Below are 23,779 nucleotides of genomic sequence, written 5' to 3'. Positions count from 1 at the left end.
ACCAGCGCTGCACACGAGACAACGACCTTGGTTATCCTTGCGTGCTCACTCGCTCAGGAACACCCATGAAAGACCAACTTGCCGCACTGATCAGCCTTATCAGCTCCGGCTGCATGACCGACGACGAAATTGGCCGCGTCGCGGCAGAAGCCGCGGAGGCGTACGCCGATCCGCAGGCATTTCTACAGGCCAACCCGGACATCAATTACGACGACAGCTTTCCCATTCCTCTCGGCGAATGGGTAGTGGTCGGCAGCCTGCCGGAGACGGTCTTGTTCCAGGCTGATGATTATCAGGAGCTGTTCACACAGATCGTCGCGTCCTTCGGCGACAGCGTGACCTTCGTCCTCAAGCCCAAGCAGCTCGCCAAGACCGAGCCGCTGACAGCGCTGAACCGCATTCAGGTGCAGCTGAGCAGCCTGTATCCGGAGAAAGGTGGCTACGTGCTGGTGGACTTCAGCGAGCCGCTGGACGATGAGCTGCAGGCGGTGCTGGTCTACACCTGCGATGTGCCACGACTGATGGAGCTGGCGGTGGAAGTAGGCATCTATGCCGCGCCGGCCCTGGAGGTGTTGCGCGAGCAAACCGAGCAACCGTGACGGTAGGCACTTCGCCGGCGATCAGCCGCGCGAGGCGTTGCGGCGGCGCAAGGGTTCCAACAGGGCTGAAAGCCCGTTGTGGTCGATCTCGTGCATCAGCTCCAGCAGCTGGCCGAGGCTGCCAGGCGGGAAGCCGACGCGGGCGAACCAGTTGAGGTAATTACCCGGCAGGTCGGCTATCAACCGGCCCTTGTACTTACCGTAGGGCATCGTCTGGGTCACCAGGCGTTCGAGATCTTCAGGCTTCATCGCTTCGGGCATCGGAGTGTCGGGCCGTCGAATACTGCCACAACCGCACCGGCTTCTGACACGCGAGCCTGATCCGATGGCGTTCCCATATTCCTTCGGGCTGGCCATCGCTTGGGACTGGGCGCACATACAGAGCGCCTATCCGCAGGATAGAAAGCCTTGGTTGGCGCATCGCCAGCCCGATAACCACAATGGCTCTCGACACGGCAGGCGAACTGCTGACAGCCATGGAGAACCGCGATGCAAACGCCCAGACAACTGCCAGAACTGGATGACGCCACCCTCGCCTTCGCCGAGCAGGTGTTCGACAGCGCTCGCAACGGCGACAGCTCGCGCCTTGGTGAACTGCTCAGTCAGGGCATGCCAGCCGATCTTCGCAATCACGCCGGTGACAGCCTGCTGATGCTCGCCAGCTACCACGGCCACCTCGAAGCCAGTCGTGTGCTGCTCGAGCATGGCGCCGATCCGCAGCTGCGCAATATTCGCGATCATACGCCGCTGGCGGGCGCAGCCTTCAAGGGCGACCTGAACATGATCGAGTTGCTGCTGGCGCACGGCGCCGATGTCGAGAGCCCCTGCGAGGACGGCAAAACCGCTCTGATGATGGCAGCCATGTTCAACCGTACCGAAATCATCGAACACCTGATCGCCCGGGGTGCCAACCCGCAAGCCGTCGACGCCAATGGCGCCACAGCACTGGTCGCCGCAGCCATGATGGGTGCTCAGGACGCCCAGGCGTTGTTGCGAAGCCTGGTCTCCAGCTGACGCACCGATGTTTCGGCGCAGTGCTAATTTTCACCTCGCTTGACCGGGCCCCTCGCAGCTATCAGCTATCAGCCGCGCCCGATCGACGCAAAAACAGCCTTGCTGTGCTCAGCCAGCACGGCTGGGGCCAACTCGACTTCCAACCCGCGACGACCAGCGCTCACGTAGATGCTCGCCTGCGCCTGCGCAGAACTGTCGATAAAGGTACGCAGACGCTTCTTCTGCCCCAGCGGACTGATACCACCGACCAGATAACCGGTGGCCCGCTGGGCCGCCATCGGATCGGCCATCTCCACTTTCTTCACGCCGGCCGCCTGGGCCAGCGCCTTGAGATCGAGGGTGCCGGCGACGGGCACCACGGCGACCAGTAGCTCGTTCTTCTCGCTACAGGCGAGCAGCGTCTTGAATACCCGCGCCGGATCAAGCCCGAGCTTTTCCGCCGCCTCCAGTCCATAGGACGCAGACTTGGGATCGTGTTCGTAACTGTGTACGGCGTGCTCGGCTCGGGCTTTTTTCAACAGGTCGATGGCAGGTGTCATGGCTTTGTAGTGCTAATGATTGATGAATGGCGGTAACGTAAGGCGACAAAGAATCGGTAGTTATAAGCGCCCATGAATCATCCTCTTCTTGCACCGCTCGCGGAAGTCTACGACCTGGCCGTGGTTGGCGGCGGCATCAATGGCGCAGGTATCGCCGCCGATGCCGTCGGGCGCGGCCTGTCGGTGTTTCTCTGCGAGCAGGGCGACCTGGGCGAACACACCTCCTCAGCCAGCAGCAAGCTGGTGCACGGCGGGCTGCGCTATCTCGAACATTACGAGCTGCGCCTGGTTCGCGAAGCGCTGGCCGAGCGCGAAGTGCTGCTGGCCAAGGCGCCGCACATCATCACCCCGCTACGCTTTGTGCTGCCCTACCGTCCGCATCTGCGCCCGTCGTGGATGATCCGCACCGGCCTGTTTCTCTACGATCACCTCGGCAAGCGCGAAAAGCTCGGCGGTTCGCGCAGCCTGCGTTTCGGTGCCGACAGCCCGCTCAAGGACGAGATCACCCACGGCTTCGAATATTCCGATTGCTGGGTCGACGATGCGCGGCTGGTGGTACTCAATGCCATGGCCGCACGCGAGCTGGGTGCGCATATCCACACCCGCACTCGCTGCGTCAGCGCGCGCAGCAGCAAGGGGCTCTGGCATCTGCATCTGGAGCGTCAGGACGGCAGCCGGTTTTCGATCCGCGCCCGCGCGCTGGTCAACGCCACCGGACCGTGGGTAGCCTCGTTCATCGAAGAGCAGCTCCGGCAGACTTCGCCTCACGGCATGCGCCTGATCCAGGGCAGCCACATCGTCGTGCCAAAACTCTATGAGGGCGATCACGCCTACATCCTGCAGAACGAGGACCGGCGCATCGTGTTCATCACGCCGTATCTCAGCCACTTCAGCCTGATCGGCACCACCGATCACGAGTACCACGACGACCCGGCGCAAGTGCAGATCACCGACGCGGAGATCGACTACCTGCTAGCCATCGTCAACGCGCACTTCAAGCATCAGCTGCACCGCGCCGACATCCGCTACAGCTATGCAGGGGTCAGGCCGCTTTGCGATGACGAGTCCGACCAGCCCTCGGCGATCACCCGCGACTACACGCTCACACTCAGCGATAGCGCCGGTGAGGGACCGTTGCTCTCGGTATTCGGCGGCAAACTGACCACCTATCGCAAGCTCGCCGAAGCGGCACTGGCGCAGCTGGCACCGCTGTTTCCCGAAATGAAACAGCCCTGGACGCACGACGCCGCCCTGCCTGGCGGTGAGCATCTGGACGAGCCATCGGCGCTGGCCCACGCGCTCTGCGCCAGTTATCCATGGCTGCCCGGTCCGATTGCGCGGCGCTGGGCGCGCACCTACGGCAGCCGCAGCTGGCTGCTGCTCAAGGGCACCGATTCACTGCAGGACCTTGGCGAGTGTTTTGGTGCCGGCCTGCACGCGCGTGAGGTGGACTATCTGATGGTCGAGGAATGGGCGCAGACGGCAGAAGACATCCTCTGGCGCCGCACCAAGCTCGGCCTGTTCATGCAGCCCGCGGAGGTCGCACTGCTGCAGCGTTATCTGGATGGCCGGACAGCCGAGCGCCTGACCCACTTCGACCACGTCGCCCAAGGCTGATGGGTCACGGCGCAGCCCTCCGCATTGGAGCGCCGCGCCAGCGCTGAAGTCAGGCCACCTTGGCGTTGCGCGAGGCACGCAGCTGACGGGCAGCCGCCACCATGTTCACCAGCGCCGCTTCGGTCTCCGGCCAGGCGCGGGTCTTCAGCCCGCAATCCGGGTTCACCCAGAGCCGCTCGGCAGGGATGCACTCGGCGGCCTTCTCCAGCAGCTGCACCATTTCGGCCGTATCCGGCACGCGTGGCGAGTGGATGTCGTAGACCCCCGGGCCGATATCGTTGGGATAGTCGAAGGCGCGGAAGGCTTCGAGCAGCTCCATCTGCGAACGCGAGGTCTCGATGGTGATGACATCGGCATCCATCGCCGCGATGGACTCGATGACGTCGTTGAACTCGCTGTAGCACATGTGGGTGTGGATCTGCGTCTCGTCGCGTACGCCGCTGGCACACAGACGGAACGCCTCGACCGCCCAGTCCAGATAGTGCTGCCACTGCGCGCGACGCAACGGCAAGCCCTCGCGGAACGCCGCCTCGTCGATCTGGATGATGCGGATGCCGGCGGCTTCCAGATCGCAGACCTCGTCGCGGATCGCCAGCGCCAGCTGCCGCGCCTGGACCTCACGCGACACGTCCTCACGAGCGAACGACCACATCAGCATGGTCACCGGCCCGGTGAGCATGCCCTTCATCACCCGGTCGGTCTGCTGCTGTGCATAGCGAATCCAGTCGACGGTCATCGGCTGCGGGCGGCTGAGGTCGCCGTAGATCACCGCCGGCTTCACGCAACGCGATCCATAGCTCTGCACCCAGCCGAAACGGGTGAACGCATAGCCATCGAGCTGCTCGGCGAAGTACTCCACCATGTCGTTGCGCTCCGCTTCGCCATGCACCAGCACGTCCAGGCCGATCTGCTCCTGCACCGCCACCGCATGGCGGATCTCGGCCTGCATCGCCTCGGTGTAATCGCCGAGCGACAACCGGCCCTGCTTATAGGCTTGCCGCGCCAGGCGGATAGCCGGCGTCTGCGGGAACGAGCCGATGGTCGTGGTGGGGAACGCCGGCAGGTCGAGCCGCGCGCGCTGCTGTTCGATTCGCGCAGCGAACACCGAGGTACGCTGGCTGTCTTGTGGCTGTATGGCATTCAGGCGTGCCTGGACCTGCGGCTTGTGAATGCGTGGCGAGTGCTGACGTGCCGCCTGCACCGCACGGCTGCGCGCGAGCTCGACCGCGACTTCCTCGTTCGTCGGCTCGTTGATGGCACGGGCCAGCGCCGCCACTTCGGCGCATTTCTGCACGGCGAAGGCCAGCCAGCCTTTCAGTTCATGATCGAGCCGGTCCTCGCGCTCAAGGTCCACCGGGCTGTGCAGCAGGGAGCAGGACGGCGCCAGCCAGAGACGATCACCCAGACGCTCGGCGGCATGCCGCGCCACCTCCAGGGCCTTGTCCAGGTCGCAGCGCCAGACGTTGCGCCCATTGACCAACCCCAGCGACAGCACCTTGTAGGTCGGCAGCCAGTCGAGAATCAGCGGGTACTGCTCCGGCGCACGCACCAGATCGATATGCAGGCCGTCCACCGGCAGCGCGGCGGCCAGGCTGAGGTTGTCCTCCAACCCGCCAAAGTAGGTGGCGACCAGCTTCTTCAGCGGGGCCCGCTGCAGCAGGTTGTAGGCGCGCTCGAAGGCATTCTTCCAGTCCTGCGGCAGGTCGAGGGCGAGGATCGGCTCGTCGATCTGCACCCACTCGACACCCTGCGACGCCAGCCGGTCGAGCACCTCGCCGTAGACCGGCAGGAGGCGTTCGAGCAGCTCGAGCTTGTCGAAGCCCTCGGCATCTTCACCCTTGAGCTTGCCCAACCAGAGATAGGTCAGCGGTCCGACCAGCACCGGCTTGATCGTGTGACCCCGCGCTTGCGCCTCCTCGACCTCTTCGAACAGTTGCGACCAGGACAGCTGGAACTCCTGATCGGCGCTGAACTCCGGCACCAGATAGTGATAGTTGGTATCGAACCACTTGGTCATCTCCTGGGCCTGGCCGCCACCGCAGCAGCTGTTGGTCACGCCACGGGCCATGGCGAACAGCGTGTCCAGCGTCGGCTGGCCATCGGCCGGGCGGAAGCGCTGCGGCACCACGCCGAACATCAACGAGTGCGTAAGAACCTGGTCGTACCAGGCGAAGTCGCCCACCGGCAGCAACTGGATACCGGCATCGGCCTGGGCTTGCCAGTGTTGTGCACGCAGCTGGCGACCAACCTGGCGCAGCCCCTGCTCGTCCAGCTCGCCCTTCCAATATGCCTCCAGGGCTTTCTTCAGCTCGCGGTCCGCACCGATGCGTGGAAATCCAAGGTTGTGCGCTACAGCCATTTCTCACTCCAAATGTCGTTCTGCATGAATGCGCTGATTGTCCGCGCCACGACTGCGTGAAACAAACTCACGTAATTACATTTGAAATATAGAAATATTCATGCAGGAGCATTTCGGGGCCTCGAGCCTCTAAAAGAAGACCTTCCCTACCAGGCGCATTCATGAATCCGGATCAGCCACCGCAGAATCTCGAAAGTTTGCTGCAGCGTCTCGAACAGGCCGGCGAACCCGACCAGCCGGTGACCATCGAGTGCATGCTGCAAGCCACCGATGAGCGCAGCTTCGGTGCCCTGCTGCTGGTACCAGGCCTGCTGGTGTTCTCGCCGCTGTCGGGAATTCCCGGATTGCCCAGCGTGTTCGCGGTGATGGTTTCGTTGATCGCGATTCAGCTGCTGATCGGCCGGAAGCACTTCTGGCTACCCAAATGGCTGCTGCGACGTAGCGCCTCGCGCAGCAAGTACGACAAGGCCATAGCCTTCCTGCATCGCGTTGCCGGCTTCGTCGACCGCCTGCTCAAGCGGCGGCTGACCTTCCTTACCAACGGCCTGGCGAATCGGTTGAATGCCGTGCTGTGCCTGGCAATCGCCGCCACCATGCCGCCGCTGGAGCTGATCCCGTTCGGCAACTCCACTGCCGGCGCGGCCTTGAGCGTGCTGGGGCTGGGCATGATGGCCCGCGACGGCGCGATGATCGTTGCCGCGCTGCTGTTCTTCTTTGGTCTGGCCTACATGGTTTCGCGGCTCTGGTTCTGAGGCTCTGGTTCTGAATGGCCCGGCCGTTTGCGTAGCGGCCACTCGACAGCATCCAGATGCTGGGACACACTTGCGGCGGATGAGCGTTGCTCATCTGCTTATTCATTCAGGGAACATCAGGCCTGCTGCTCGAGGCCGTGCTGATCCCGCTTCGCAAGGTAGTTCGGCATGCTGGAAATCCGTCACCTGAAGACGCTTCATGCACTTCGGGAAACCGACAGTCTCGTCGAAGCCGCCGAGCGCCTGCATCTGACGCAATCGGCGCTGTCCCATCAGTTCAAGGAACTCGAAGAGCGACTCGGCCTGCAACTGTTTGTGCGCAAGACCCGTCCGGTGCGGTTCACCAGTGCCGGCCTGCGTCTGCTGCAACTGGCGGATCTGATGCTGCCGCAACTGCGCGGTGCCGAGCGTGACCTCGCCCGTCTGGCCGGCGGCACCGCCGGGCGGCTGCACATGGCCATCGAATGTCACAGCTGCTTCCAGTGGCTGATGCCGACCATCGACCAGTTCCGCGATGCCTGGCCCGAGGTCGAACTGGATCTGGCCTCGGGCTTCTCCTTCGCCCCGCTGCCGGCCCTGGCGCGCGGCGATCTGGATCTGGTGGTGACCTCCGACCCGCTGGAACTGCCCGGCATCACCTACGTGCCGCTGTTCACCTACGAGGCCCTGCTGGCGGTGGCGAACCAGCATGCACTGGCCGCGCGGCCGTACATCCGCCCGGAAGACCTGGCCAGCGAGACACTGATCACCTACCCCATCGAACGCGACCGTCTGGATATCTTCACCCGCTTCCTCGAACCGGTCGACATCGAGCCGGCACAGGTACGCACCTCGGAACTCACGGTGATGATGATGCAGCTGGTGGCGTCGGGGCGCGGCGTCTGTTCACTGCCGAACTGGGCACTGCACGAATACAGTTCACGCGGCTACGTCACCGCCAAACGGCTGGGCGACAAGGGGCTGTTCGCCACGCTTTATGCGGGCATCCGCGCCGACATGCTCGATTCACCCTTCATGCGCGACTTCCTGCTGACCGCCAAGGACACCTCCTTCGCCACGCTCGAAGGCGTCAGTGCCGCGCCGAAGGTGCGCTGACAGCGGGTCAGCGCCGCCGCGCCAGGCATACGCCAAGACCGATCAACCCGGCTGCCACGCCGCCGATCAGCAGCCAGCGCTTGTCATCATCCGGCGACGAGCGCCAGCCGCCATCGATGCGCCGCTGGCCCAGCGGCGGATGAAAGAGATTGCCTGACGAGGGCGCCACTCGCTGCGCGCGGCCAAGCGCGAAGCCGGTCAGCAGCCCATTGAGTCGATCGAAGCCCGGGGTGAGGAAATGCGCCAGGCGCAGCAATGTGGCGGTCGCGCCGACCGACGTGGTGTGGCGCGGATGCAGGGCCAGACTGACCATGGCATCGGCCACCTGACGCGGATCGAGCAGCGGTGGCGGCGGCTGCAACGAGCGCCCGGCGTAGTTGCCGCCGTCGCGAAAGCCGGGGGTATCGACGATGCCGGGATACACATCGCAGATGTGAATCCCCGGCCAGGCTCCCAGTTCGCCGCGCAGCGCCTGGGACAGGCCGCGCAGGCCGAACTTGCTGGCCGAATAGGCCGCCGCGAACGGTTGCGCCACCCAGCTGCCGACCGACAGCGTATTGATCAGCACACCGCTCTTTTGCTGCTTGAAGTACGGCAGCACCACATGGGCACCACGCAGATAGCCGAGCAGATCGGTCTGCACCACCTGTTCATGGGCATCCACTGGCGTCTCATCGAACGCACCGACCGCGCCGATGCCGGCATTGTTGATCCACACATCGATGCGCCCCTGGCCGAACTCCGCCGCAGCGCTGGCCAGTGCTTCGACCTCGTCGCTGTGGGTGACATCGGTGGGCACCACCATGACTTCGCCACCGAACGCGCGGCATTCATCGGCGGTTTCCGTCAGCGCTTCGGCGTCGCGCGCGGCAAGCACCAGCCGCGCGCCCTGGCGGGCGAAAGCCTGGGCAGCGGCGCGACCGATGCCGCTGGACGCACCGGTCAGCACCACCAGGGCGCCGTAGAGTTTTCCGTAGGCCATCGTCGTTCCTCCGCAGTCTGCTGTCGTAGTTAAGCTGACAGCGACGTCGCGCCGAACATTCCCCCCGATGGTCGGCGCGATGCCCCGCGCGCAGGAACGTACTCAAGCCTGGGCGACGCTTCCCGCCGCTTCGTCCGCCCAGGGGTCGTAGGTGCCGAAGCTCCACAGATGCCCTTCGATATCGCGGCAGGTGAAGCCGCGACCGCCGTAATCCTCGTCCTTGAGCTCGACGACGATCTGCGCCCCGGCCGCCTTGGCCTGGGCGTAGAGCGCATCGGCGCTGTTGACGATCACGTAAATGCCCTGGGTGGATGCGCCGCCAATCTCGTCCGGCTGGCGCAGCTGCTGGCCGTACTCGGAATCCACTACCGGCCCGACCATCAGCATGCCGTTGCCGAAAGCCAGTTGTGCATGGGTGATGCCGACCAGGTCGTCGCGGTACAGGCGCTGGCACTCGAAACCAAAGGCGTGGCACAGCCAGTCGATGGCCTTGTCCACGTCGCGATAGCGCAGGCAGGGGATCAGGCTGGCCGAGGTGTTCTTGCTCTGCTGTGACATACGCAGCTCCCATCACGGGCTGCCGAAGGGCCGCCCTTCTCTCATGAGAGCCGCAAGGGGGCGATCAATTCCCTCTTCAGAGGCGTTCGCTCAAGCCTAGGCGAATACCCAGCGCGATGAGCATCGAGCCCAGCGCCCGGTCCAGCCACTGGCTTATGGCCGGATTGTCGCGCAACGCCTGGGTGGCGCGGGCCGCCAGCAGCACCACAGCGCACTCGATGATGATCGCCACCACAACCACCAGCACGCCGAGAACCAGCAGCTGCAGCGGTACGGAGCCATGCTCGGGGCGGACGAACTGAGGCAGGAAAGCCATGAAGAAGATGGCCGCCTTGGGATTCAGCAGATCGACCAGCACGCCCTGGCGGTAGGCCTTCCAAGCGGACGCACGCGGCGCTGCCTTGAGGGCCAGCACGGTTCCGCCGCCGGCCGAGCGCAGTGCCTGATAGCCGAGATAAAGCAGATAGGCAGCACCGACGTACTTGACCACCGTAAACGCCAGCGCCGATGTGGCGAGGATCGCCGAGATGCCCAGCGCGGCGAACGCCACATGCACCAGCGCCCCGCTGCATACACCGCAGGCGGAAATCATGCCGATGCGGCGGCCGCCACTCAGGGTGCGTGAAATCACGTAGAGCAGATCTGGCCCGGGCGACAGATTCAGTGCCAGCGCCGCCGAGAAGAACACCAGCCAGAACACGGGATCAACCATCGCTCCATCTCCATCTATGCGACCGAACCAAAGCCGTCACTCAATAGATCGGACTCTAGGAGAGAAGCCCTCCCCGGAGCCAGAAGATTCTCTTCAATCGCCTTTTCGTCGGGATGCTGACACTGATTTTAATTTTTGACTTTTTTTTGTCGCAAAGCTGAACTACTTTCTATTGCCAGACGGGACCGCTCTCTGCGCGTCACGCAACCAAGGACTGCCCATCAACATTCAGCAAAGGACATGCGAATGAAAGACGATGTCGCGCCGGCTTTCCAGCCCGCCCAATTCCGCATAACACTTCTCTCCGCCAGCAAGCTGCTCGATAGCACGCTGCGCCAGCACCTGTACGACTGCCCCAGCTGCACGCTGGTGCATATGGTCACGCCGCGATCCGAACAGATCGATTCCGCGCTGGTGCTACTCGATGTCGCCAGCTACGACCGCAACGATTGCGTGCACCTGCTCCGCCAGTTCGGCGACACACCGCTAGCATTGATCAACGCCCAGCCCGATCAGGCGCGCAGACTGGTTGAAACGCACCCATGGATCCGCGGGGTCTTCTACCGCGCGACGCCACGCGCCATGTTTGTCCGCGGTATCCAGACCATGCTCGCCGGGGGCGACTGGCTACCTAGGGAGCTGATGGAAACGCTGCTCTGTCGCTACCGGCAGCTCAGCAACGCACATCAGGTCATCGACGAGCTGACCCTGCGCGAAAAGCAGATCCTCACGCTCGCCGGCCAGGGTCTGTCCAATGCGGCGATCGGCGAGAGGCTGCACCTGAGCATCCACACCATCAAGAGCCATGTGCACAACGCGCTGCGCAAGCTCGGCGCCAGCAATCGCGCCCAGGGTGCCTCGCTGGTGCTGGCCCACGTTGGTGAGGTGGTGTCGTGAAACGCACCGCCGCGCTGCTTCTGCTGCTGTTGAGCCTGACCGCTCAGGCCGACGAAGCCGAGCTGCAAGGGTTCATCACCAACAACACGGTTTCCCGCTCCGGTCACGAGTTCTACCTGCGCTTCTGCGAGCGCCTGAACGACATCAGCGCCCTGGACTTCAACCTTGCCATCAAGGAAAGGCCCTCGGCGCGCTGGGGCGTTCTGGTCTGGGTGGAGCACGAGAACCAGACCCTGTATCGCCGCTTCCTGCAGCCCAACGTGGCGGACATGAAGGAACCGGCCTACGAGGCTGCCGATTACGTAGTGCAGGAAATCAACCGGCGCAAGATCGAAGCGCTGTTCGAAGACAACATTGACATGGCCAAGGACGAACTATGAAACAGCACATTCATAAGGCGCTCGGCACGCTGCTCGCCAGCCTGCTGCTCAGCACTGGCGCCAGCGCTACCGAGCTGGTGTACACCCCCGTCAACCCATCCTTCGGCGGTAGCCCGCTCAACGGTGCCTGGCTGCTCGGCAACGCGCAGGCGCAGAACAGCAAGAAGGACCCGGATGCCATCGATCGCTCCTCGCTGCTGGAAAACCAGTCTGCCCTGGACCGTTTCACCAGCCAGCTGGAGTCGCGCCTGCTGGGCGATCTGCTCAGCGGCGTGACCGATGGCAAGACCGGCACCGTGACCACCGACGATTTCATCGTGCGCGTCTACAACGGCGACGCCGGCATGCTGATCGTGGAAATCACCGACCGGCTCACCGGCGAAATGTCCGAAATCATAGTCGGTCAGAACTGACCCCCAAGGAGAAACAAAGGCCATGAGAAGCCTATTCGTAGCCATAGGGATGATGGCTGTACTGCAGGGTTGCGCCGTTCGCGAGCCCATGTCTGCCGACCAGCACCCGCCAACCCTGACCCCACGCACCTCCACCTACCAGGATCTCCTGGCGCTACCGCGCCCGAAAGGTCCGCTGGTGGCTGCGGTGTACGGCTTTCGCGACCAGACCGGCCAGTACAAGCCCACTCCGGCCAGTTCCTTCTCCACCGCGGTGACCCAGGGCGCGGCCAGCATGCTGGTCGATGCCATGCAGGCCAGTGGCTGGTTCGTGGTGCTCGAGCGTGAAGGCCTGCAGAACGTGCTGACCGAGCGCAAGATCATCCGCGCCTCGCAAGCCAAGCCGGATGTCGCACCCAATATCCAGTCCGAGCTGCCGTCGCTGCTGGCGGCCAACATCATCATGGAAGGTGCCATCGTCGCCTACGAAACCAACGTGCGCAGTGGCGGCCAGGGTGCGCGCTATCTGGGCATCGGACTGTCGCAGGAATACCGCGTCGATCAGGTCACGGTGAACCTGCGGGCCATCGACGTGCGCAGCGGCAGGGTGCTGTCGAACGTGATGACCACCAAGACGATCTTCTCCGTCGGCCGTAGCGCCAACGTCTACAAGTTCATCGAGTTCAAGGAACTGCTCGAAGCGGAGGCGGGTTACACCACCAACGAGCCGGCGCAGCTCTGCGTACTCTCGGCGATCGAGGCTGCCGTGGCGCACCTGATCGCCCAGGGCGTCGACCGGCGCCTCTGGCAGACCGCCGAAGGCAGCGGTGGCGAGCATCCGGCGCTGAGCAAGTACCTGAGCAAGCTGGACTGAGATCCAAGTCGTCGGCGCAACGCCGACGACGCTTCAGCTTTCCTAGCAATCCCCTTCCCGGCTGACGGCACGCTCAATAGCGATGCCGTCTGCCCGGCCGTTGCGCATGAGCTTCCGGGCAGCGCACCCAGAGACAGCAGCGTGCATCCCTGATCACCACCCGTTACGCACCAGATCACAACATTTTCAATCATTGGATGGATGTTCGCCGCCCCGATTAGGGGCAAGTATGTCGACATCAGAGCCCATCAGGACAGGACGCCATGACACGCTCGCAACGGATTGCGCATGACCTGCTGCTACCCGCAGTTCTGCTACTGGCTACCGCCAGCCACGCCGACATCCCCGCCTCGATCGATCTCGCCCCCAACGAATTGGCCTACCTCACGGCAGACCCATCCGCCCACGCTGGCGTCAGCGGCCAGGGCGCCGTGGCGCTGATCCAGCAATCCGGCGAAAACATGACCGGCCGCATCGCCCAATCAGGCTCCGAGCTGGAGGCCTACATCATCCAGAACGGTTACGCCAACGGCGCCAGCATCGAGCAGATCGGCCAAGGCAACGCAGCGCTGATCAGCCAGAACGGCTTCGACAATGACGCCCACATCGAACAGAACGGCTCGGACAACCGCGCCGCCATCGCACAGCAGGGTTCGAGCAATCGCGCTCTCATCGAACAGACCGGCAGCGGGCATAGCAGCAATGTCAGCCAGAGCGGCCGAGGTCTGACGGTAGTGGTTCGCCAGTACCGCTAATCCCAAGGAAATACCGCTGTACTTAAAACATCCATGGAGTGACAAAAATGTTTAAGTTCAAACCTCTTGTAGCAGCCATTCTGACCGTCGCCACTGCCCAGGCTTTTGCCGCCGAGAACACTTCGGAGCAGAACCAGCACGGCATCAACAACAACGCAGAAGTGCTGCAAAGCGGCGGTTCGGGCAACTTCGCCACACAAAACCAGAGCGGCTTCAGCAACGACGCAATGGTCGAGCAGATCAGCTCGGAAGCCACTACCGCCACCCAGACCCAGACCGGCAACTTCAACAATGCCGAATCCCGCCAGAGCGGCACGTTGATGACCGGCTCGACCCAGACCCAGAGCGGCTGGGGCAACGATGCACTGGTAGAGCAGACCGGCACCTACAAGACTGGCGCCACGCAGAACCAGAAAGGCGTCAACAACGTTGCCGAGACGTTCCAGTCCGGCGCGACCATGACCAACGCCACCACCAACCAGGACGGCAAGGACAACTACGGCCTGATCTCCCAGACCGCCACCTATGGCAGCCAGGCGGTGGTCAACCAGAACGGCGACCTGAATAGCGCCAGCATCACCCAGTTCCTCAGCAACCACGACCGCGCAACCATCACCCAGCAGGGCGTCGACAACGATGCGCAAGTGATGCAGGTCTTCAGCAGTGGTTCCATTGCCGAGGTCGAGCAGAGCGGCTGGCGCAACGATGCGATGGTTTCGCAAACTGGCCTGCAGCACGAGGCATACGTCGAGTCCCACGGCAGCAACAACAGCGTCGACGTCGACCAGAGCGGCAATGCGCAGAACGCCTTCGTCGTGCAGCACGGCGTCGGCAACGACTCGAGCATCACGCAGACCAACGGCTGGTTCGGTGGCAACAACACCGCCACTACCGAGCAGTCCGGCATCGGCAACGAAGCCGACGTGTATCAGGACGGCCGCAATCAGACTGCCAAGACCATCCAGGAAGGCGGCTTCAACGTTGCCTCAGTGGAGCAGCAGGGCCGCGGCAACGATCTGCACTTCCATCAGGACGGCGCCGGTAACGAGCTGAACGCCGTGCAGCATGGTAGCGACAACGAAATCGTCGGCGTCAGCTATGGCTGGGACAACAGTGCCGATATCGAACAGGACGGCCGCGACAACCTGGCCACCGTTCGCCAGGAAGGCTCGTTCAACGACGTGATGCTGAGCCAGAACGGCGCCGAACACCTGGTCAAGGTGACTCAGAACGGTGTCGGCAACGACGCCATCGCCAGCCAGGCCGGCTACGGCAATGCGGCCTACATCAACCAGAGCGGCTGGAACAACACCGCCCTGGTCACCCAGCAGTAAGTTCGTTCGCTACACCCGACTGCCGGCGCCTTGCCGGCAGTTGCGTTTCATCCCTCCGCGATTCCCACCTCACTTTGCCTTGACCAGTCGACGCACCGTTTCGGTGGCGAGCCTGGCGATCGGCCATCGCAGCGCCCCAAACTGAAGCAAGCTGACGCATCGGTCAGGTCACGCCAACGCGCCCACCTCCCATCCGGCAGCCCTGTCATCAGTCAAAACGTTTCGCCTGCGAAAAATAAATCTTTTCCCATCAATGGCTTATCAAGAACCTCATTGGGATCCTCGGTATTGGCGCGACGCTTGCTTTGTGACCAAAGCCTGACCGCTTGGACAACTTACAAGCTCATTCAAATGCCAATACGGAGACACACTCAATGAAGCGCAGCCTGACCACCGCAGCCCTCGCGGCCGGGTTCATCCTCAGCAGCCAAGCCATGGCCAGCCCAATGCTCTGGCAGAACAACAGCCTCACCTACCTGTACGGCAAGAACTTCGCCGTCGACTCTGCAGGTGGCAAGGAAGGCGACATCCAACAGACCATTACCTTCGAACATGCCAGCGGCTGGACCTGGGGGGACATGTTCCTGTTCGTCGATAACAAGTGGTACAACGGCATCTCCGGCAGCGATGGCCACACCTACTACGGCGAATTCAGCCCGCGCCTGTCGCTGGGCAAAATCAGCGGCGCAGACCTGTCCTTCGGACCGATCAAGGATGTGCTGATCTCCGCGACCTACGAACGCGGCGAAGGCCGTAATCGCAACTATCTGCTCGGCCCGGCCGTGGATCTGGCTATTCCAGGTTTCGACCGCTTCTCCCTGAACACCTACTACCGCAAGCCCGACGGCATCACCGGCAAGCCTGGCGGCCAGTGGCAGATCACTCCGACCTGGGCCATGACCTTCCCGGTGGGCAAGTCGGACATCCTCTTCGACGGCTATATCGACTGGGTCGTCAACGACAAGAAGAATGGCAACACCGAGCTGAAAAAGAACTTCCACTTCAACCCGCAGGTCAAGTACGACCTCGGCAAGGCACTGGACTACACGCCCGGCAAGCTCTATGTCGGTATCGAATACGACTACTGGTCGAACAAGTACGGCATCGAAGATTCCGACGCCTTCAACACCGACAACAACGTCACCAACTTCATCGTCAAGGCGCACTTCTGATGCGCCTCGCCGCCCGCAAACCGGGCGGCTCTCGTTCGGTGCCGGCCGCGATCCTCGCCGTCACAAGCGCAACGGCTGCATCGAACAGCGAAACTCGTGCAGAATCAGCTCGGCTCGACCATCACCCCGGGCGGTCCGACACCCTTTCCCGGGGGCTGCGAGGCGAATGAACGCAGCGCATAGGCCATCATCCTCAACACGCAGCAGGCCCGCTCCGCATAGTGGACCAGGCCAACCGCCAGCGCGCTCACGGACAGGGAACATGGACAAGAACAACGCACCCCAGCCGCTCTACACCGCCCAGGGCAAGCCCGCCGGCCGCATTCGGCAGAAGAACGAGGAAACCATCCTCGCGGCAGCTGCCGAAGAGTTCGCCCGCTACGGCTTCAAGGGCACCAGCATGAACGCCATCGCCACCCGTGCCGGGTTGCCCAAGGCGAACGTGCACTATTACTTCAACAGCAAGCTGGGGCTGTACGTCGAGGTCATGCGGCATATCCTTGAACTCTGGGATACCGCCTTCGACGATGTGACCGTCGACGATGACCCGGCCGTTGCCCTAGCCGAGTACATCCGCATCAAGATGGAATTCTCGCGGCGCCATCCGCAGGCCTCGAAGATCTTCGCCATGGAGGTCATCAGCGGCTGCGAGTGCCTCTCCGAGCACTTCAACCAGGATTATCGCAACTGGTTCCGTGGCCGCGCCGCGGTGTTCGACGCCTGGATCGCCGCCGGCAAGATGGACCCGGTCGACCCCATGCACCTGATCTTCATGATCTGGAGCAGCACCCAACACTATGCCGACTTCTCCGATCAGATCCGCCGCATCAACGGCAAGCGCATGACCCGCGCCGATTTCGCCCACGCCAGCGACAACCTGATCGCCATCATCCTCAAGGGCTGCGGACTGACGCCACCTCCGCCCGCGGATCGCTGACCGACCGTGGCCCGCAAGCTGCGCATCCATTCCCCGGCCATCCATTACTTCGACATGGTGCGGCGCTGCCAGTCGATTCGCGAGGCGTCGCGCCGGCTCAACGTCGCCTCGTCGGCGGTAAACCGGCAGATTCTCAAGCTCGAAGACGAGATCGGCGCGCCCCTTTTCGAACGCCTGCCCGGCGGACTGCGGCTGACCGCCGCCGGCGAGATCTTCGCCCGCCATGTCATCGTCGTGCTGCAGGACGCCGAGCGTGTGCGCTCCGAACTGGACGCACTGCAGGGCCTACGCACCGGCCATGTGGAAATCGCCACGGTATCCGGCGTCACCACCGATCTTCTACCTGGCGTGCTGGAGCAGCTGCGCGAACGCTATCCGCGGGTTACCGTGGGCGTCACCAGCCTTGGCTCGCAGGCGATTCCCGAGGCTGTCATCAGCGGCCAGGCGGACATCGGCCTGGCCTTTGCCCTGCCGCGTACCGCTGACTTGCAGCAGCTGGGCGTCGGCCACTTCCGTCTCGGCGCAATCGTTCCCCCCTCGCATCCGCTGGCCGAACGCGCCGAGGTGAGCTTCGCCACCTGCGCCGAATACCCGCTGATCCTAGCCAAGAGCGATCTGTCCATCCATCACCTGCTGGCACCGTTGCTGGCGCGCACTCGCCCGCGGCACAAGGCGCCGCTGGAAACCAGCTCCGTGGAGCTGGCCCTGCAGATGGCCAAGCGCGGTGCCGGGGTTGCCTTCCAGACACGCATCGGCATCGAAGCCGAGCTGGCCGGCGGGACGCTCGTGCACGTACCGCTGAACGATGGCGGCGCGGTGTTCAGCGACCTCGGCGTGTACGTGCGCAGCTCGCGTTACCTGCCGGTCGCGGTGGACGCCTTCGTTCGTGCACTGAGCGAACAGATCGGCGAACGCGAAGCGGCTCAAGGTAGTCGATCGCCGACCGGTCGCAGCGGCGAATCCACGGTGCGCTGAACGTCCGCGGCAGATTTCGCTCTATTGAGCGAAGCCACTACCCCCGGAGTTGCCATTGAAATCGTCACGACTACTGGCCATACCCGCCGCTGTGCTGCTGTCCCTGCATACCCTCCCTTCCCTCGCCGCCGACGGCACACCGCTCGGCTGGGTGGAGCGTGGCAAGGTGCTTCCCGAGGAAGTCACGGTGAAGTTCAAGCTCGACACTGGCGCGCTGACTTCGTCGATGCATGCCGAAGACATCGAGTATTTCGAGCGGGACGGTGACGAGTGGGTCCGCTTCGATCTGGACCTTGAGGACATCGAACGGGACAAGCTGGTCAAATCGCGCATCGAGCGCAAACTGCATCGCGAACTGACCGTCCGCGGCGCCGGCGGCAAAGAGGATCGTCCGGTGGTGCTGATGAAGGTGTGCATCGGCGATCGCCTGCTCGAGGAGCAGTTCTCGCTCAGGGATCGCGATGAAATGCACTACCCCGTACTGCTCGGCCGCCGCACCCTGGAGAAGCTCGGCCCGGTCGACTCGGCGCGCACGTTCACCATAGAGCCCAGCTGCGAACAGATGGCCACTCGCTGATCCGCGGCGCTCACTGATCCGCGGCGGCGAGTACGCTGCGGTCAGCGCGGCGAGGCCATCGAAGTCGGCCAGTGCGTGCCGCTGGCGTGGCCGAGAAACGTGAACGGCACCGACCGAGGGCTGTCGAGATGACGGAGTGGGCTGGCAATCTGCCGCCCCACCAGTCATCGCGAGAGGAGAGCACGCCTATGCAGCCCTACGCCAAATTCGGCGCAATGATTGCCACCTCGACGCTGGTCATGTTCGGCCTGATGTACCTGAACGTGTTCCAGACCGACCACATCCTGTTCAGCGAAACCCGCGCCTACATGGCGCTGATCATGGGCGCGACCATGGCAATCGTCATGCTGGCGTTCATGTTGAAGATGTATCCGCGGCGTGGGGTGAACATCGCCATTTTCGCCGGCAGCGCGCTGGTGTTCGTAGTGTCCTTGTGGCTGGTGCGCAGCCAGGCGACGGTGGACCAGGTGTCGTGGATGAAGGCGATGATTCCGCACCACTCCATCGCCATCCTCACCAGCGAGCGGGCGGATATTCAGGACCCGAGGGTGCGCGAGCTGGCGGACAGCATCATCGAGGCGCAACGCCGTGAGATCGACGAGATGAAAGCGCTGATCAAGGACCTCGAAGCACGCGACTGAACCAGCGCAGGTCGTACAGCACGGATCGCTGGCGCCGCCTGATCAGGCGGCGCAGCCGACCTCCGATATAGGTTCATCTCGAGAGTTTTCGTGCGAGTTACGGTATCGAATGCCCCATGCGCCATCCCCGCCATTCCGCCCATAGGCCGCCTCCATCCGGTTCCATCTCCACAAATCACAACCAAACAATAACGATTTGCATTTGAATTCGCGTTTATAGCTGCATAAGATGCACCGCCTCACCCAGCGGCGTTATGTACATGGATGCAGATCGACAAATAAAAACGGCTGTTCAGCTGGCCACACTGATTAGCATGCTATCGATCGGCAGCCTGATGATGATCATGCCGCTCGGCCCGGATTTCGTCCGCGAACTGGACATGCCCGCCGACCGCATTGGGTATCTGGCTGGCGCCGCGACCTTGGCAGCCGCCCTCGGCTCGGCGCTCAGTGCTGCCTGGCTGGACCGCTTCGAGCGCAAGCCGGTGCTGCTCGCCCTACTCGTCCTGCGCTTCGTCCTGCTCGGTACCTGCGCAGGTGCCTCCGATGCGCACCAGTTGACCTGGCTCTTCGTGCTCAGCGCATTCGTCGCCGGCCCCCTGGGCGCGGTGCTGATGGCAAGCCTGCTCGATCTGATCCCGCCAGCCGAACGGGGCCGGCAGCTCGCCCGCCTAGCGATGGGTTTCTCCCTCGCCGCCATCCTCGTCACTCCTCTGGCGCTGGAGCTGGCGCGCTGGCTGGGCTGGCGCGCGCCGATGCTGGGCATTGCCGCGGTTGGCCTGGCGCTCGCGTTTGGCTGTCACATCCTCTTCCCCAGTCCGCAACCACACCCACGCCCGCCAGGAGTGCTGCGCCCGCTGTTGCGCTCACCGCTGTGCCTGGGGGCACTGGCGCTTGTCGCATTGCAGATGTTCAGCCACTTCCTGCTGGTGCCGCACTTTTCCGCATTCTTCCAGTTCAATCTCGGCTTCGCCCGCGAACACATCGGCGTGCTCTACCTGTGCGGTGGGCTGGCCAGCCTGGCCGCCGTGCGTCTGGGCGGCAGCTGGATCGATCGCGGCCACGCCCGCCGGCTGGTCCTGAGCAGCAGCGGCCTGCTGGCACTGATCACGCTGCTCGGCTTCGCCCTGCTGGTTCCACTGCCGCTGTTGCTGGTGTTCAGCCTGTTCATGGCACTCAGCACATTGCGCACCAGCAGCACCACGACGGTCGCCGCGAGCATTCCGGCGCCCCATCAACGCGCCGCGTTCATGGCGCTGCACGGGTCCGTCAGCAACGTTGCCGCCGGCCTCGGCAGCCTGGCCTCCGCCGCCTACCTGGGTACGGCTGCCGATGGCGAGCTGACGGGTTTCGAACACCTCGCAGGTTTCCACGTGGTCCTCACCCTGACCGCAGGCGCAACCCTGCTGTTACTGCTCGCCGCCCTGCGTCGCCATGGACACCTGCCAACACCTACAACCACAAGCAGGGCCTGAACCTGCAGCCGCACGCCTGATGAGACTTACATCCCGCATCGATCAAACCGCAATGGAGCCTGCAATGCCTTCTGTAAGAACCATCAGTCGTCCCCGTCACCTGCCGCTCACGCTGCTCGGCGCACTCCTTCCGATGCTCGCCATCGCCAGCGAGCCGGTCACGCTGCAGAACGAAGTCATCACCGCCACCCAGACCGCCCACAGCGAACTCAGTGCGCCGGCAAGCGTGTCGGTGGTCACCCGCGACGACCTCGACAAGCTGCCGGTATACAACCTCGCCGATGCAGTGAAATACCTGCCGGGGGTGTACATCAGCCCGTCGTCGACCTACGGCCGCAAGGAAATCAGACTGCGCGGGATGGATTCGGACTACACCCTGCTGTTGGTCAACGGCCGCCGCATCAACTCGCGTGAAGCCCTGGTCTCCAACTACGCCAACGACTTCGATCTGTCCTCGATCCCGATGGCCGCCATCGAGCGCATCGAGGTGATCCGCGGGCCGATGTCCTCGCTCTACGGCGCCGATGCCATCGGTGGCGTGGTCAACGTGATCCTGCATAAACCGACCGCCGACACCAGGGCCGGCATCGCCTACGGCTACGAGCACCCGACCGAGGGTGATTCCGGTGACAGCCACAAGACCAGCGGCTACATCAGCGGCGCGCTGATCGAGGACAAGCTGCTCGGCAACCTGATCGTCGAGGGCACCGACCAGGCTGCCTGGGGTTCGGACCAGACTACGTCGCCCCTGATCGATGCCGCCGAAAAACGCCAGAACGCCAGCGCCTACGGCAGCCTGAGCTGGCTGCTAGACGAGCGCCAGAGCATCGACCTCGACCTGAGCTATCGTGAGGACGACCGCAAGGGCATCTGGAGCAACTCGGGCTTCGCCTTTCCGACCAACGTTCAGGAAATGGAACGCAGCGCCTTCGGCCTGACCCACAACGGCAGCTGGGACGGCTTCAACTCGCGGGTCCGCTACTACTACGAAGACGTCGACCTGATGGACGACTCCGAGGTCATGACCGACCTGCGCGGCGGCCGCTTCAGCAACGTCAACCAGACCAACCATACGGTCGACGGCCAGGTGACCGCGTTCCTCGGCAACCACCTGCTGACCCTGGGCAGCGAACTGCGCCGCACCGAACTCAGCCACAGCAACAACCTCGGTTCGGAGATCGAGGTCGATCAGCAAGCGCTCTACCTGCAGGACGAGTTCTCACTGGGACAGCTGGATATCACCCTCGGCGCCCGCTGGGATGATCACGAAAGCTACGGCAGCGAATTCAGCCCGCGGGCCTACGGCGTGTACAACCTCAGCGACAGCTGGGTAATAAAGGGCGGCGTGGGCAAGTCGTTCAAGGCGCCGAGCATTGCCCAATCCGATCCCACCTACGTGGAAATCGCCTGCCGTGGCTACTGCGTGACGGTCGGCAACGAGGATCTCAAGCCGGAAACCGCCACCAGTTACGAGCTCGGCACCTTCTACCAGAACGACCGCCTGCAGGCCGGCATCATGTTCTTCCAGACCGACATCGAAGACATGATCAGCACCGAAACGACGCGGCTGATTCGGGTGAACGGCCAGATCGTCGCCGCCGACCCGGTGCTGACCACCTACAACCAGCCCCATGTGCGGATCAAGGGTTACGAGCTGCAGGGCAACTACCTGCTGAGCGACCGCATCGGCCTGCGCGCGAACTACACCTACTCCGACGCCAAGGATCGCGACACCGACGAGCCGATCCGCAACTCGCCGCAGCATATCGCCAACCTGGGTGCCGACTGGCAGGCGCTGCCAAAGCTCGGCCTGAACCTGGATTACCAGTACACCGGCAGCCAGTACCTGTACGACGTGGCGCGCTCCGGGGCGTTCGAGACAGGTGCCTTCCACACCCTGAGCCTCGGTGCCCGCTACCAGGCCACCAAGCAGCTGTCACTCAACGGCGGGCTCAACAACCTGACCAACGAGAAGCGCGACGAGGTGGCTCAGGCCGTCGACAACATCCTCATGGGTCGCACGCTGTTCGTCGGTTTCGCCTACGACATCTGACGCCCCGCCCGGCGGCGCGAGCCGCCGGGTTCAACTGGAGACGCGAAGTGAACCATGCCGACTGATCCAACTATTCCAGCGTTGCAGAAGGCCACGCTGATTGCCGGCGGCGGGCTTCTACTCGTGCTGCTGACGCTGTCCCTGGCCACCGGTGCCGGCGTGTATGGTGCCGACGCCGTGTTCGGCTATCTGCTCGGCCAGCCCGACTATCTGGCCGACGACAAGCTGGCCATGGTCGTCGATACCCTGCGGCTGCCGCGCACCCTCGCCGCGCTGGTGGTGGGCGCCAGCCTGGCAATCGCCGCCTCGCTGCTGCAGAGCGCGACACGCAATCCCCTGGCCGAACCCGGCCTGCTCGGTGTCAATGCCGGCGCGGTGCTCGGGCTGGTGATCGGCCTGATCTATTTCGGCGTCGAGTCGACCCGGGGCTACCTGCTCTGGTCCGGTGCCGGCGCTCTGCTGGGCAATCTGCTGGTGCTGGGCGTCAGCCTGATGCTGGGTCAGGCCAGCCCGCTGAAGCTGATTCTTGCTGGAGTGGCGCTCGGCGCGATCTTCGGCGGTCTGGCGAATTTCCTGCTGCTCTCCACGCGGGTGGCGCTGGAGCAGTTCCGCTTCTGGAACCTCGGCTCGCTGTCGGCCTCCAGCCTCGATGCGGTCGGCACGGTCAGCCCGCTGGCCGTGCTCGGACTGGTGCTGGCGACGCTGCTCTGCCGTCAGCTGACCCTGATGCAGATGGGCGACAGCCAGGCCCGCGCGCTGGGCATCCATACCGGTTGGGTGCGCCTCGGCGTGCTGGCGGCATCCACCCTGCTCACCGCCTGCGCCATCTCGCTGGCCGGGCCGATCGGCTTTCTCGGTTTTCTCGCCGCCTATTGCGCGCGCCGCATCGAGCCGGTGGCACTGCTGCGGCAACTGCTGTTTTCCACGCTGTTCGGCATGCTCTTCCTGCTCGCCGCCGACGTGCTCTCGCGCTGGCTGCTGCAGCCGTACGAACTGCCCGTCGGCACCCTGCTGGCCGCGCTCGGCGCGCCGGCGCTGATCGCCATCGTGTTGCGCGGCGGCTTTCGTTCCCTGTTGACGGTGAGGTAGC

Annotated in this window: 25 protein-coding genes; 19 read left to right on the top strand and 6 right to left on the bottom strand. The window is 63.7% G+C overall.

Annotated features, from left to right (window positions below):
• Positions 1 to 65: 65 nt before the first annotated feature.
• Entirely contained in the window at positions 66 to 599 is a 534-nt protein-coding gene (locus LLJ08_RS06450) for a hypothetical protein (protein WP_014821075.1), read from the top strand.
• Positions 600 to 620: 21 nt separating this feature from the next.
• On the opposite strand, the gene LLJ08_RS06445 is transcribed toward LLJ08_RS06450, so the two are convergent.
• Entirely contained in the window at positions 621 to 848 is a 228-nt protein-coding gene (locus tag LLJ08_RS06445; protein ID WP_003280237.1) for a DUF3820 family protein, read from the bottom strand.
• A gap of 240 nt (positions 849 to 1,088) precedes the next feature.
• Here LLJ08_RS06445 and LLJ08_RS06440 point away from each other — a divergent pair, with 240 nt between their 5' ends.
• Positions 1,089 to 1,613, top strand: coding sequence for an ankyrin repeat domain-containing protein (locus LLJ08_RS06440; protein WP_228208513.1), 525 nt, complete (start codon positions 1,089 to 1,091; stop codon positions 1,611 to 1,613).
• Between the two features lie 68 nt (positions 1,614 to 1,681).
• On the opposite strand, the gene ybaK is transcribed toward LLJ08_RS06440, so the two are convergent.
• Complete coding sequence (ybaK, locus tag LLJ08_RS06435) at positions 1,682 to 2,152, bottom strand: Cys-tRNA(Pro) deacylase (RefSeq protein WP_041014641.1); 471 nt, start codon at positions 2,150 to 2,152, stop codon at positions 1,682 to 1,684.
• A gap of 72 nt (positions 2,153 to 2,224) precedes the next feature.
• On the opposite strand from ybaK, the gene glpD reads away from it, so the two are divergent.
• A complete protein-coding gene (glpD, locus tag LLJ08_RS06430; protein ID WP_228208512.1) occupies positions 2,225 to 3,769 on the top strand; it encodes a glycerol-3-phosphate dehydrogenase in 1,545 nt (514 codons plus the stop codon).
• A 49-nt stretch (positions 3,770 to 3,818) separates the two neighbouring features.
• Here glpD and metE read toward each other — a convergent pair whose 3' ends face one another.
• A complete protein-coding gene (gene metE, locus LLJ08_RS06425; protein ID WP_228208511.1) occupies positions 3,819 to 6,128 on the bottom strand; it encodes a 5-methyltetrahydropteroyltriglutamate--homocysteine S-methyltransferase in 2,310 nt (769 codons plus the stop codon).
• 161 nt (positions 6,129 to 6,289) lie between these two features.
• On the opposite strand from metE, the gene LLJ08_RS06420 reads away from it, so the two are divergent.
• The gene (locus LLJ08_RS06420; protein ID WP_228208510.1) at positions 6,290 to 6,880 is read left to right on the top strand and encodes an exopolysaccharide biosynthesis protein; all 591 of its coding nucleotides are present in this window, start codon (positions 6,290 to 6,292) and stop codon (positions 6,878 to 6,880) included.
• Between the two features lie 168 nt (positions 6,881 to 7,048).
• Entirely contained in the window at positions 7,049 to 7,975 is a 927-nt protein-coding gene (gene metR, locus LLJ08_RS06415; protein ID WP_228208509.1) for a transcriptional regulator MetR, read from the top strand.
• A gap of 7 nt (positions 7,976 to 7,982) precedes the next feature.
• On the opposite strand, the gene LLJ08_RS06410 is transcribed toward metR, so the two are convergent.
• The 3 genes from LLJ08_RS06410 to LLJ08_RS06400 form a co-directional block, all read right to left on the bottom strand.
• The gene (locus LLJ08_RS06410) at positions 7,983 to 8,957 is read right to left on the bottom strand and encodes an SDR family oxidoreductase (protein WP_228208508.1); all 975 of its coding nucleotides are present in this window, start codon (positions 8,955 to 8,957) and stop codon (positions 7,983 to 7,985) included.
• A gap of 102 nt (positions 8,958 to 9,059) precedes the next feature.
• Entirely contained in the window at positions 9,060 to 9,515 is a 456-nt protein-coding gene (locus tag LLJ08_RS06405) for a VOC family protein (protein ID WP_228208507.1), read from the bottom strand.
• Between the two features lie 76 nt (positions 9,516 to 9,591).
• On the bottom strand, positions 9,592 to 10,227 hold the full coding sequence (locus tag LLJ08_RS06400) for a LysE family translocator (protein WP_221103999.1): 636 nt from the start codon (positions 10,225 to 10,227) through the stop codon (positions 9,592 to 9,594).
• A 246-nt stretch (positions 10,228 to 10,473) separates the two neighbouring features.
• Between LLJ08_RS06400 and LLJ08_RS06395 the strand changes: the two genes are divergently transcribed.
• The 14 genes from LLJ08_RS06395 to LLJ08_RS06330 all read left to right on the top strand — a co-directional run bounded on the left by LLJ08_RS06395 (position 10,474) and on the right by LLJ08_RS06330 (position 23,778).
• A complete protein-coding gene (locus LLJ08_RS06395; RefSeq protein WP_228208506.1) occupies positions 10,474 to 11,124 on the top strand; it encodes a helix-turn-helix transcriptional regulator in 651 nt (216 codons plus the stop codon).
• Entirely contained in the window at positions 11,121 to 11,504 is a 384-nt protein-coding gene (gene csgE, locus LLJ08_RS06390; RefSeq protein ID WP_041014648.1) for a curli production assembly/transport protein CsgE, read from the top strand. The genes LLJ08_RS06395 and csgE overlap by 4 nt, the downstream gene beginning before the upstream one ends.
• Positions 11,501 to 11,917 (top strand): curli assembly protein CsgF, encoded by a 417-nt coding sequence (locus LLJ08_RS06385; RefSeq protein ID WP_090521420.1) that lies wholly within the window; start codon positions 11,501 to 11,503, stop codon positions 11,915 to 11,917. The genes csgE and LLJ08_RS06385 overlap by 4 nt, the downstream gene beginning before the upstream one ends.
• A 22-nt stretch (positions 11,918 to 11,939) precedes the next feature.
• Complete coding sequence (locus LLJ08_RS06380) at positions 11,940 to 12,770, top strand: CsgG/HfaB family protein (protein ID WP_036998768.1); 831 nt, start codon at positions 11,940 to 11,942, stop codon at positions 12,768 to 12,770.
• Positions 12,771 to 13,033: 263 nt separating this feature from the next.
• A complete protein-coding gene (locus tag LLJ08_RS06375) occupies positions 13,034 to 13,525 on the top strand; it encodes a curli production assembly protein CsgB (RefSeq protein ID WP_042926478.1) in 492 nt (163 codons plus the stop codon).
• A gap of 47 nt (positions 13,526 to 13,572) precedes the next feature.
• Complete coding sequence (locus LLJ08_RS06370; RefSeq protein ID WP_228208505.1) at positions 13,573 to 14,859, top strand: hypothetical protein; 1,287 nt, start codon at positions 13,573 to 13,575, stop codon at positions 14,857 to 14,859.
• A gap of 374 nt (positions 14,860 to 15,233) precedes the next feature.
• Positions 15,234 to 16,031: an outer membrane protein OmpK gene (locus LLJ08_RS06365; RefSeq protein WP_101274744.1), complete on the top strand. Its 798-nt coding sequence runs from the start codon at positions 15,234 to 15,236 to the stop codon at positions 16,029 to 16,031.
• A gap of 262 nt (positions 16,032 to 16,293) precedes the next feature.
• A complete protein-coding gene (locus LLJ08_RS06360) occupies positions 16,294 to 16,968 on the top strand; it encodes a TetR/AcrR family transcriptional regulator (protein WP_221104003.1) in 675 nt (224 codons plus the stop codon).
• Positions 16,969 to 16,974: 6 nt separating this feature from the next.
• The gene (locus LLJ08_RS06355; protein ID WP_125853079.1) at positions 16,975 to 17,943 is read left to right on the top strand and encodes a LysR family transcriptional regulator; all 969 of its coding nucleotides are present in this window, start codon (positions 16,975 to 16,977) and stop codon (positions 17,941 to 17,943) included.
• A 55-nt stretch (positions 17,944 to 17,998) separates the two neighbouring features.
• The gene (gene rloA3 / locus LLJ08_RS06350) at positions 17,999 to 18,520 is read left to right on the top strand and encodes a retropepsin-like aspartic peptidase RloA3 (RefSeq protein WP_228208504.1); all 522 of its coding nucleotides are present in this window, start codon (positions 17,999 to 18,001) and stop codon (positions 18,518 to 18,520) included.
• Between the two features lie 188 nt (positions 18,521 to 18,708).
• Positions 18,709 to 19,161: a DUF305 domain-containing protein gene (locus LLJ08_RS06345; RefSeq protein WP_228208503.1), complete on the top strand. Its 453-nt coding sequence runs from the start codon at positions 18,709 to 18,711 to the stop codon at positions 19,159 to 19,161.
• A gap of 314 nt (positions 19,162 to 19,475) precedes the next feature.
• Positions 19,476 to 20,636 (top strand): MFS transporter, encoded by a 1,161-nt coding sequence (locus LLJ08_RS06340; protein WP_336512832.1) that lies wholly within the window; start codon positions 19,476 to 19,478, stop codon positions 20,634 to 20,636.
• 64 nt (positions 20,637 to 20,700) lie between these two features.
• Positions 20,701 to 22,689 (top strand): TonB-dependent receptor domain-containing protein, encoded by a 1,989-nt coding sequence (locus LLJ08_RS06335; protein WP_228208501.1) that lies wholly within the window; start codon positions 20,701 to 20,703, stop codon positions 22,687 to 22,689.
• A 54-nt stretch (positions 22,690 to 22,743) separates the two neighbouring features.
• Entirely contained in the window at positions 22,744 to 23,778 is a 1,035-nt protein-coding gene (locus LLJ08_RS06330; RefSeq protein WP_228208500.1) for a FecCD family ABC transporter permease, read from the top strand.
• Position 23,779: the final 1 nt, after the last annotated feature.

It is taken from the genome of Stutzerimonas chloritidismutans (assembly GCF_020783375.1).
In the GTDB taxonomy this organism is placed as follows: Bacteria; Pseudomonadota; Gammaproteobacteria; order Pseudomonadales; family Pseudomonadaceae; genus Stutzerimonas; species Stutzerimonas kunmingensis.
The sequence above is the reverse complement of the archived record's forward strand: the minus strand, read 5'-3'. Positions and strand labels throughout refer to the sequence as shown.

Bases quoted from the DNA above. Each gene is read 5' to 3' on its own strand.
- LLJ08_RS06380 (WP_036998768.1), top strand. From the start codon at position 11,940: ATGAGAAGCCTATTCGTAGCCATAGGGATGATGGCTGTACTGCAGGGT.
- LLJ08_RS06395 (WP_228208506.1), top strand. From the start codon at position 10,474: ATGAAAGACGATGTCGCGCCGGCTTTCCAGCCCGCCCAATTCCGCATA.
- LLJ08_RS06410 (WP_228208508.1), bottom strand. From the start codon at position 8,957: ATGGCCTACGGAAAACTCTACGGCGCCCTGGTGGTGCTGACCGGTGCG.
- LLJ08_RS06360 (WP_221104003.1), top strand. From the start codon at position 16,294: ATGGACAAGAACAACGCACCCCAGCCGCTCTACACCGCCCAGGGCAAG.
- metE (WP_228208511.1), bottom strand. From the start codon at position 6,128: ATGGCTGTAGCGCACAACCTTGGATTTCCACGCATCGGTGCGGACCGC.
- metR (WP_228208509.1), top strand. From the start codon at position 7,049: ATGCTGGAAATCCGTCACCTGAAGACGCTTCATGCACTTCGGGAAACC.
- ybaK (WP_041014641.1), bottom strand. From the start codon at position 2,152: ATGACACCTGCCATCGACCTGTTGAAAAAAGCCCGAGCCGAGCACGCC.
- LLJ08_RS06370 (WP_228208505.1), top strand. From the start codon at position 13,573: ATGTTTAAGTTCAAACCTCTTGTAGCAGCCATTCTGACCGTCGCCACT.
- LLJ08_RS06365 (WP_101274744.1), top strand. From the start codon at position 15,234: ATGAAGCGCAGCCTGACCACCGCAGCCCTCGCGGCCGGGTTCATCCTC.
- LLJ08_RS06385 (WP_090521420.1), top strand. From the start codon at position 11,501: ATGAAACAGCACATTCATAAGGCGCTCGGCACGCTGCTCGCCAGCCTG.
- LLJ08_RS06450 (WP_014821075.1), top strand. From the start codon at position 66: ATGAAAGACCAACTTGCCGCACTGATCAGCCTTATCAGCTCCGGCTGC.
- LLJ08_RS06340 (WP_336512832.1), top strand. From the start codon at position 19,476: ATGCTATCGATCGGCAGCCTGATGATGATCATGCCGCTCGGCCCGGAT.
- LLJ08_RS06405 (WP_228208507.1), bottom strand. From the start codon at position 9,515: ATGTCACAGCAGAGCAAGAACACCTCGGCCAGCCTGATCCCCTGCCTG.
- LLJ08_RS06440 (WP_228208513.1), top strand. From the start codon at position 1,089: ATGCAAACGCCCAGACAACTGCCAGAACTGGATGACGCCACCCTCGCC.
- LLJ08_RS06420 (WP_228208510.1), top strand. From the start codon at position 6,290: ATGAATCCGGATCAGCCACCGCAGAATCTCGAAAGTTTGCTGCAGCGT.
- LLJ08_RS06400 (WP_221103999.1), bottom strand. From the start codon at position 10,227: ATGGTTGATCCCGTGTTCTGGCTGGTGTTCTTCTCGGCGGCGCTGGCA.
- LLJ08_RS06345 (WP_228208503.1), top strand. From the start codon at position 18,709: ATGCAGCCCTACGCCAAATTCGGCGCAATGATTGCCACCTCGACGCTG.
- LLJ08_RS06335 (WP_228208501.1), top strand. From the start codon at position 20,701: ATGCCTTCTGTAAGAACCATCAGTCGTCCCCGTCACCTGCCGCTCACG.
- LLJ08_RS06375 (WP_042926478.1), top strand. From the start codon at position 13,034: ATGACACGCTCGCAACGGATTGCGCATGACCTGCTGCTACCCGCAGTT.
- LLJ08_RS06330 (WP_228208500.1), top strand. From the start codon at position 22,744: ATGCCGACTGATCCAACTATTCCAGCGTTGCAGAAGGCCACGCTGATT.
- LLJ08_RS06445 (WP_003280237.1), bottom strand. From the start codon at position 848: ATGAAGCCTGAAGATCTCGAACGCCTGGTGACCCAGACGATGCCCTAC.
- glpD (WP_228208512.1), top strand. From the start codon at position 2,225: ATGAATCATCCTCTTCTTGCACCGCTCGCGGAAGTCTACGACCTGGCC.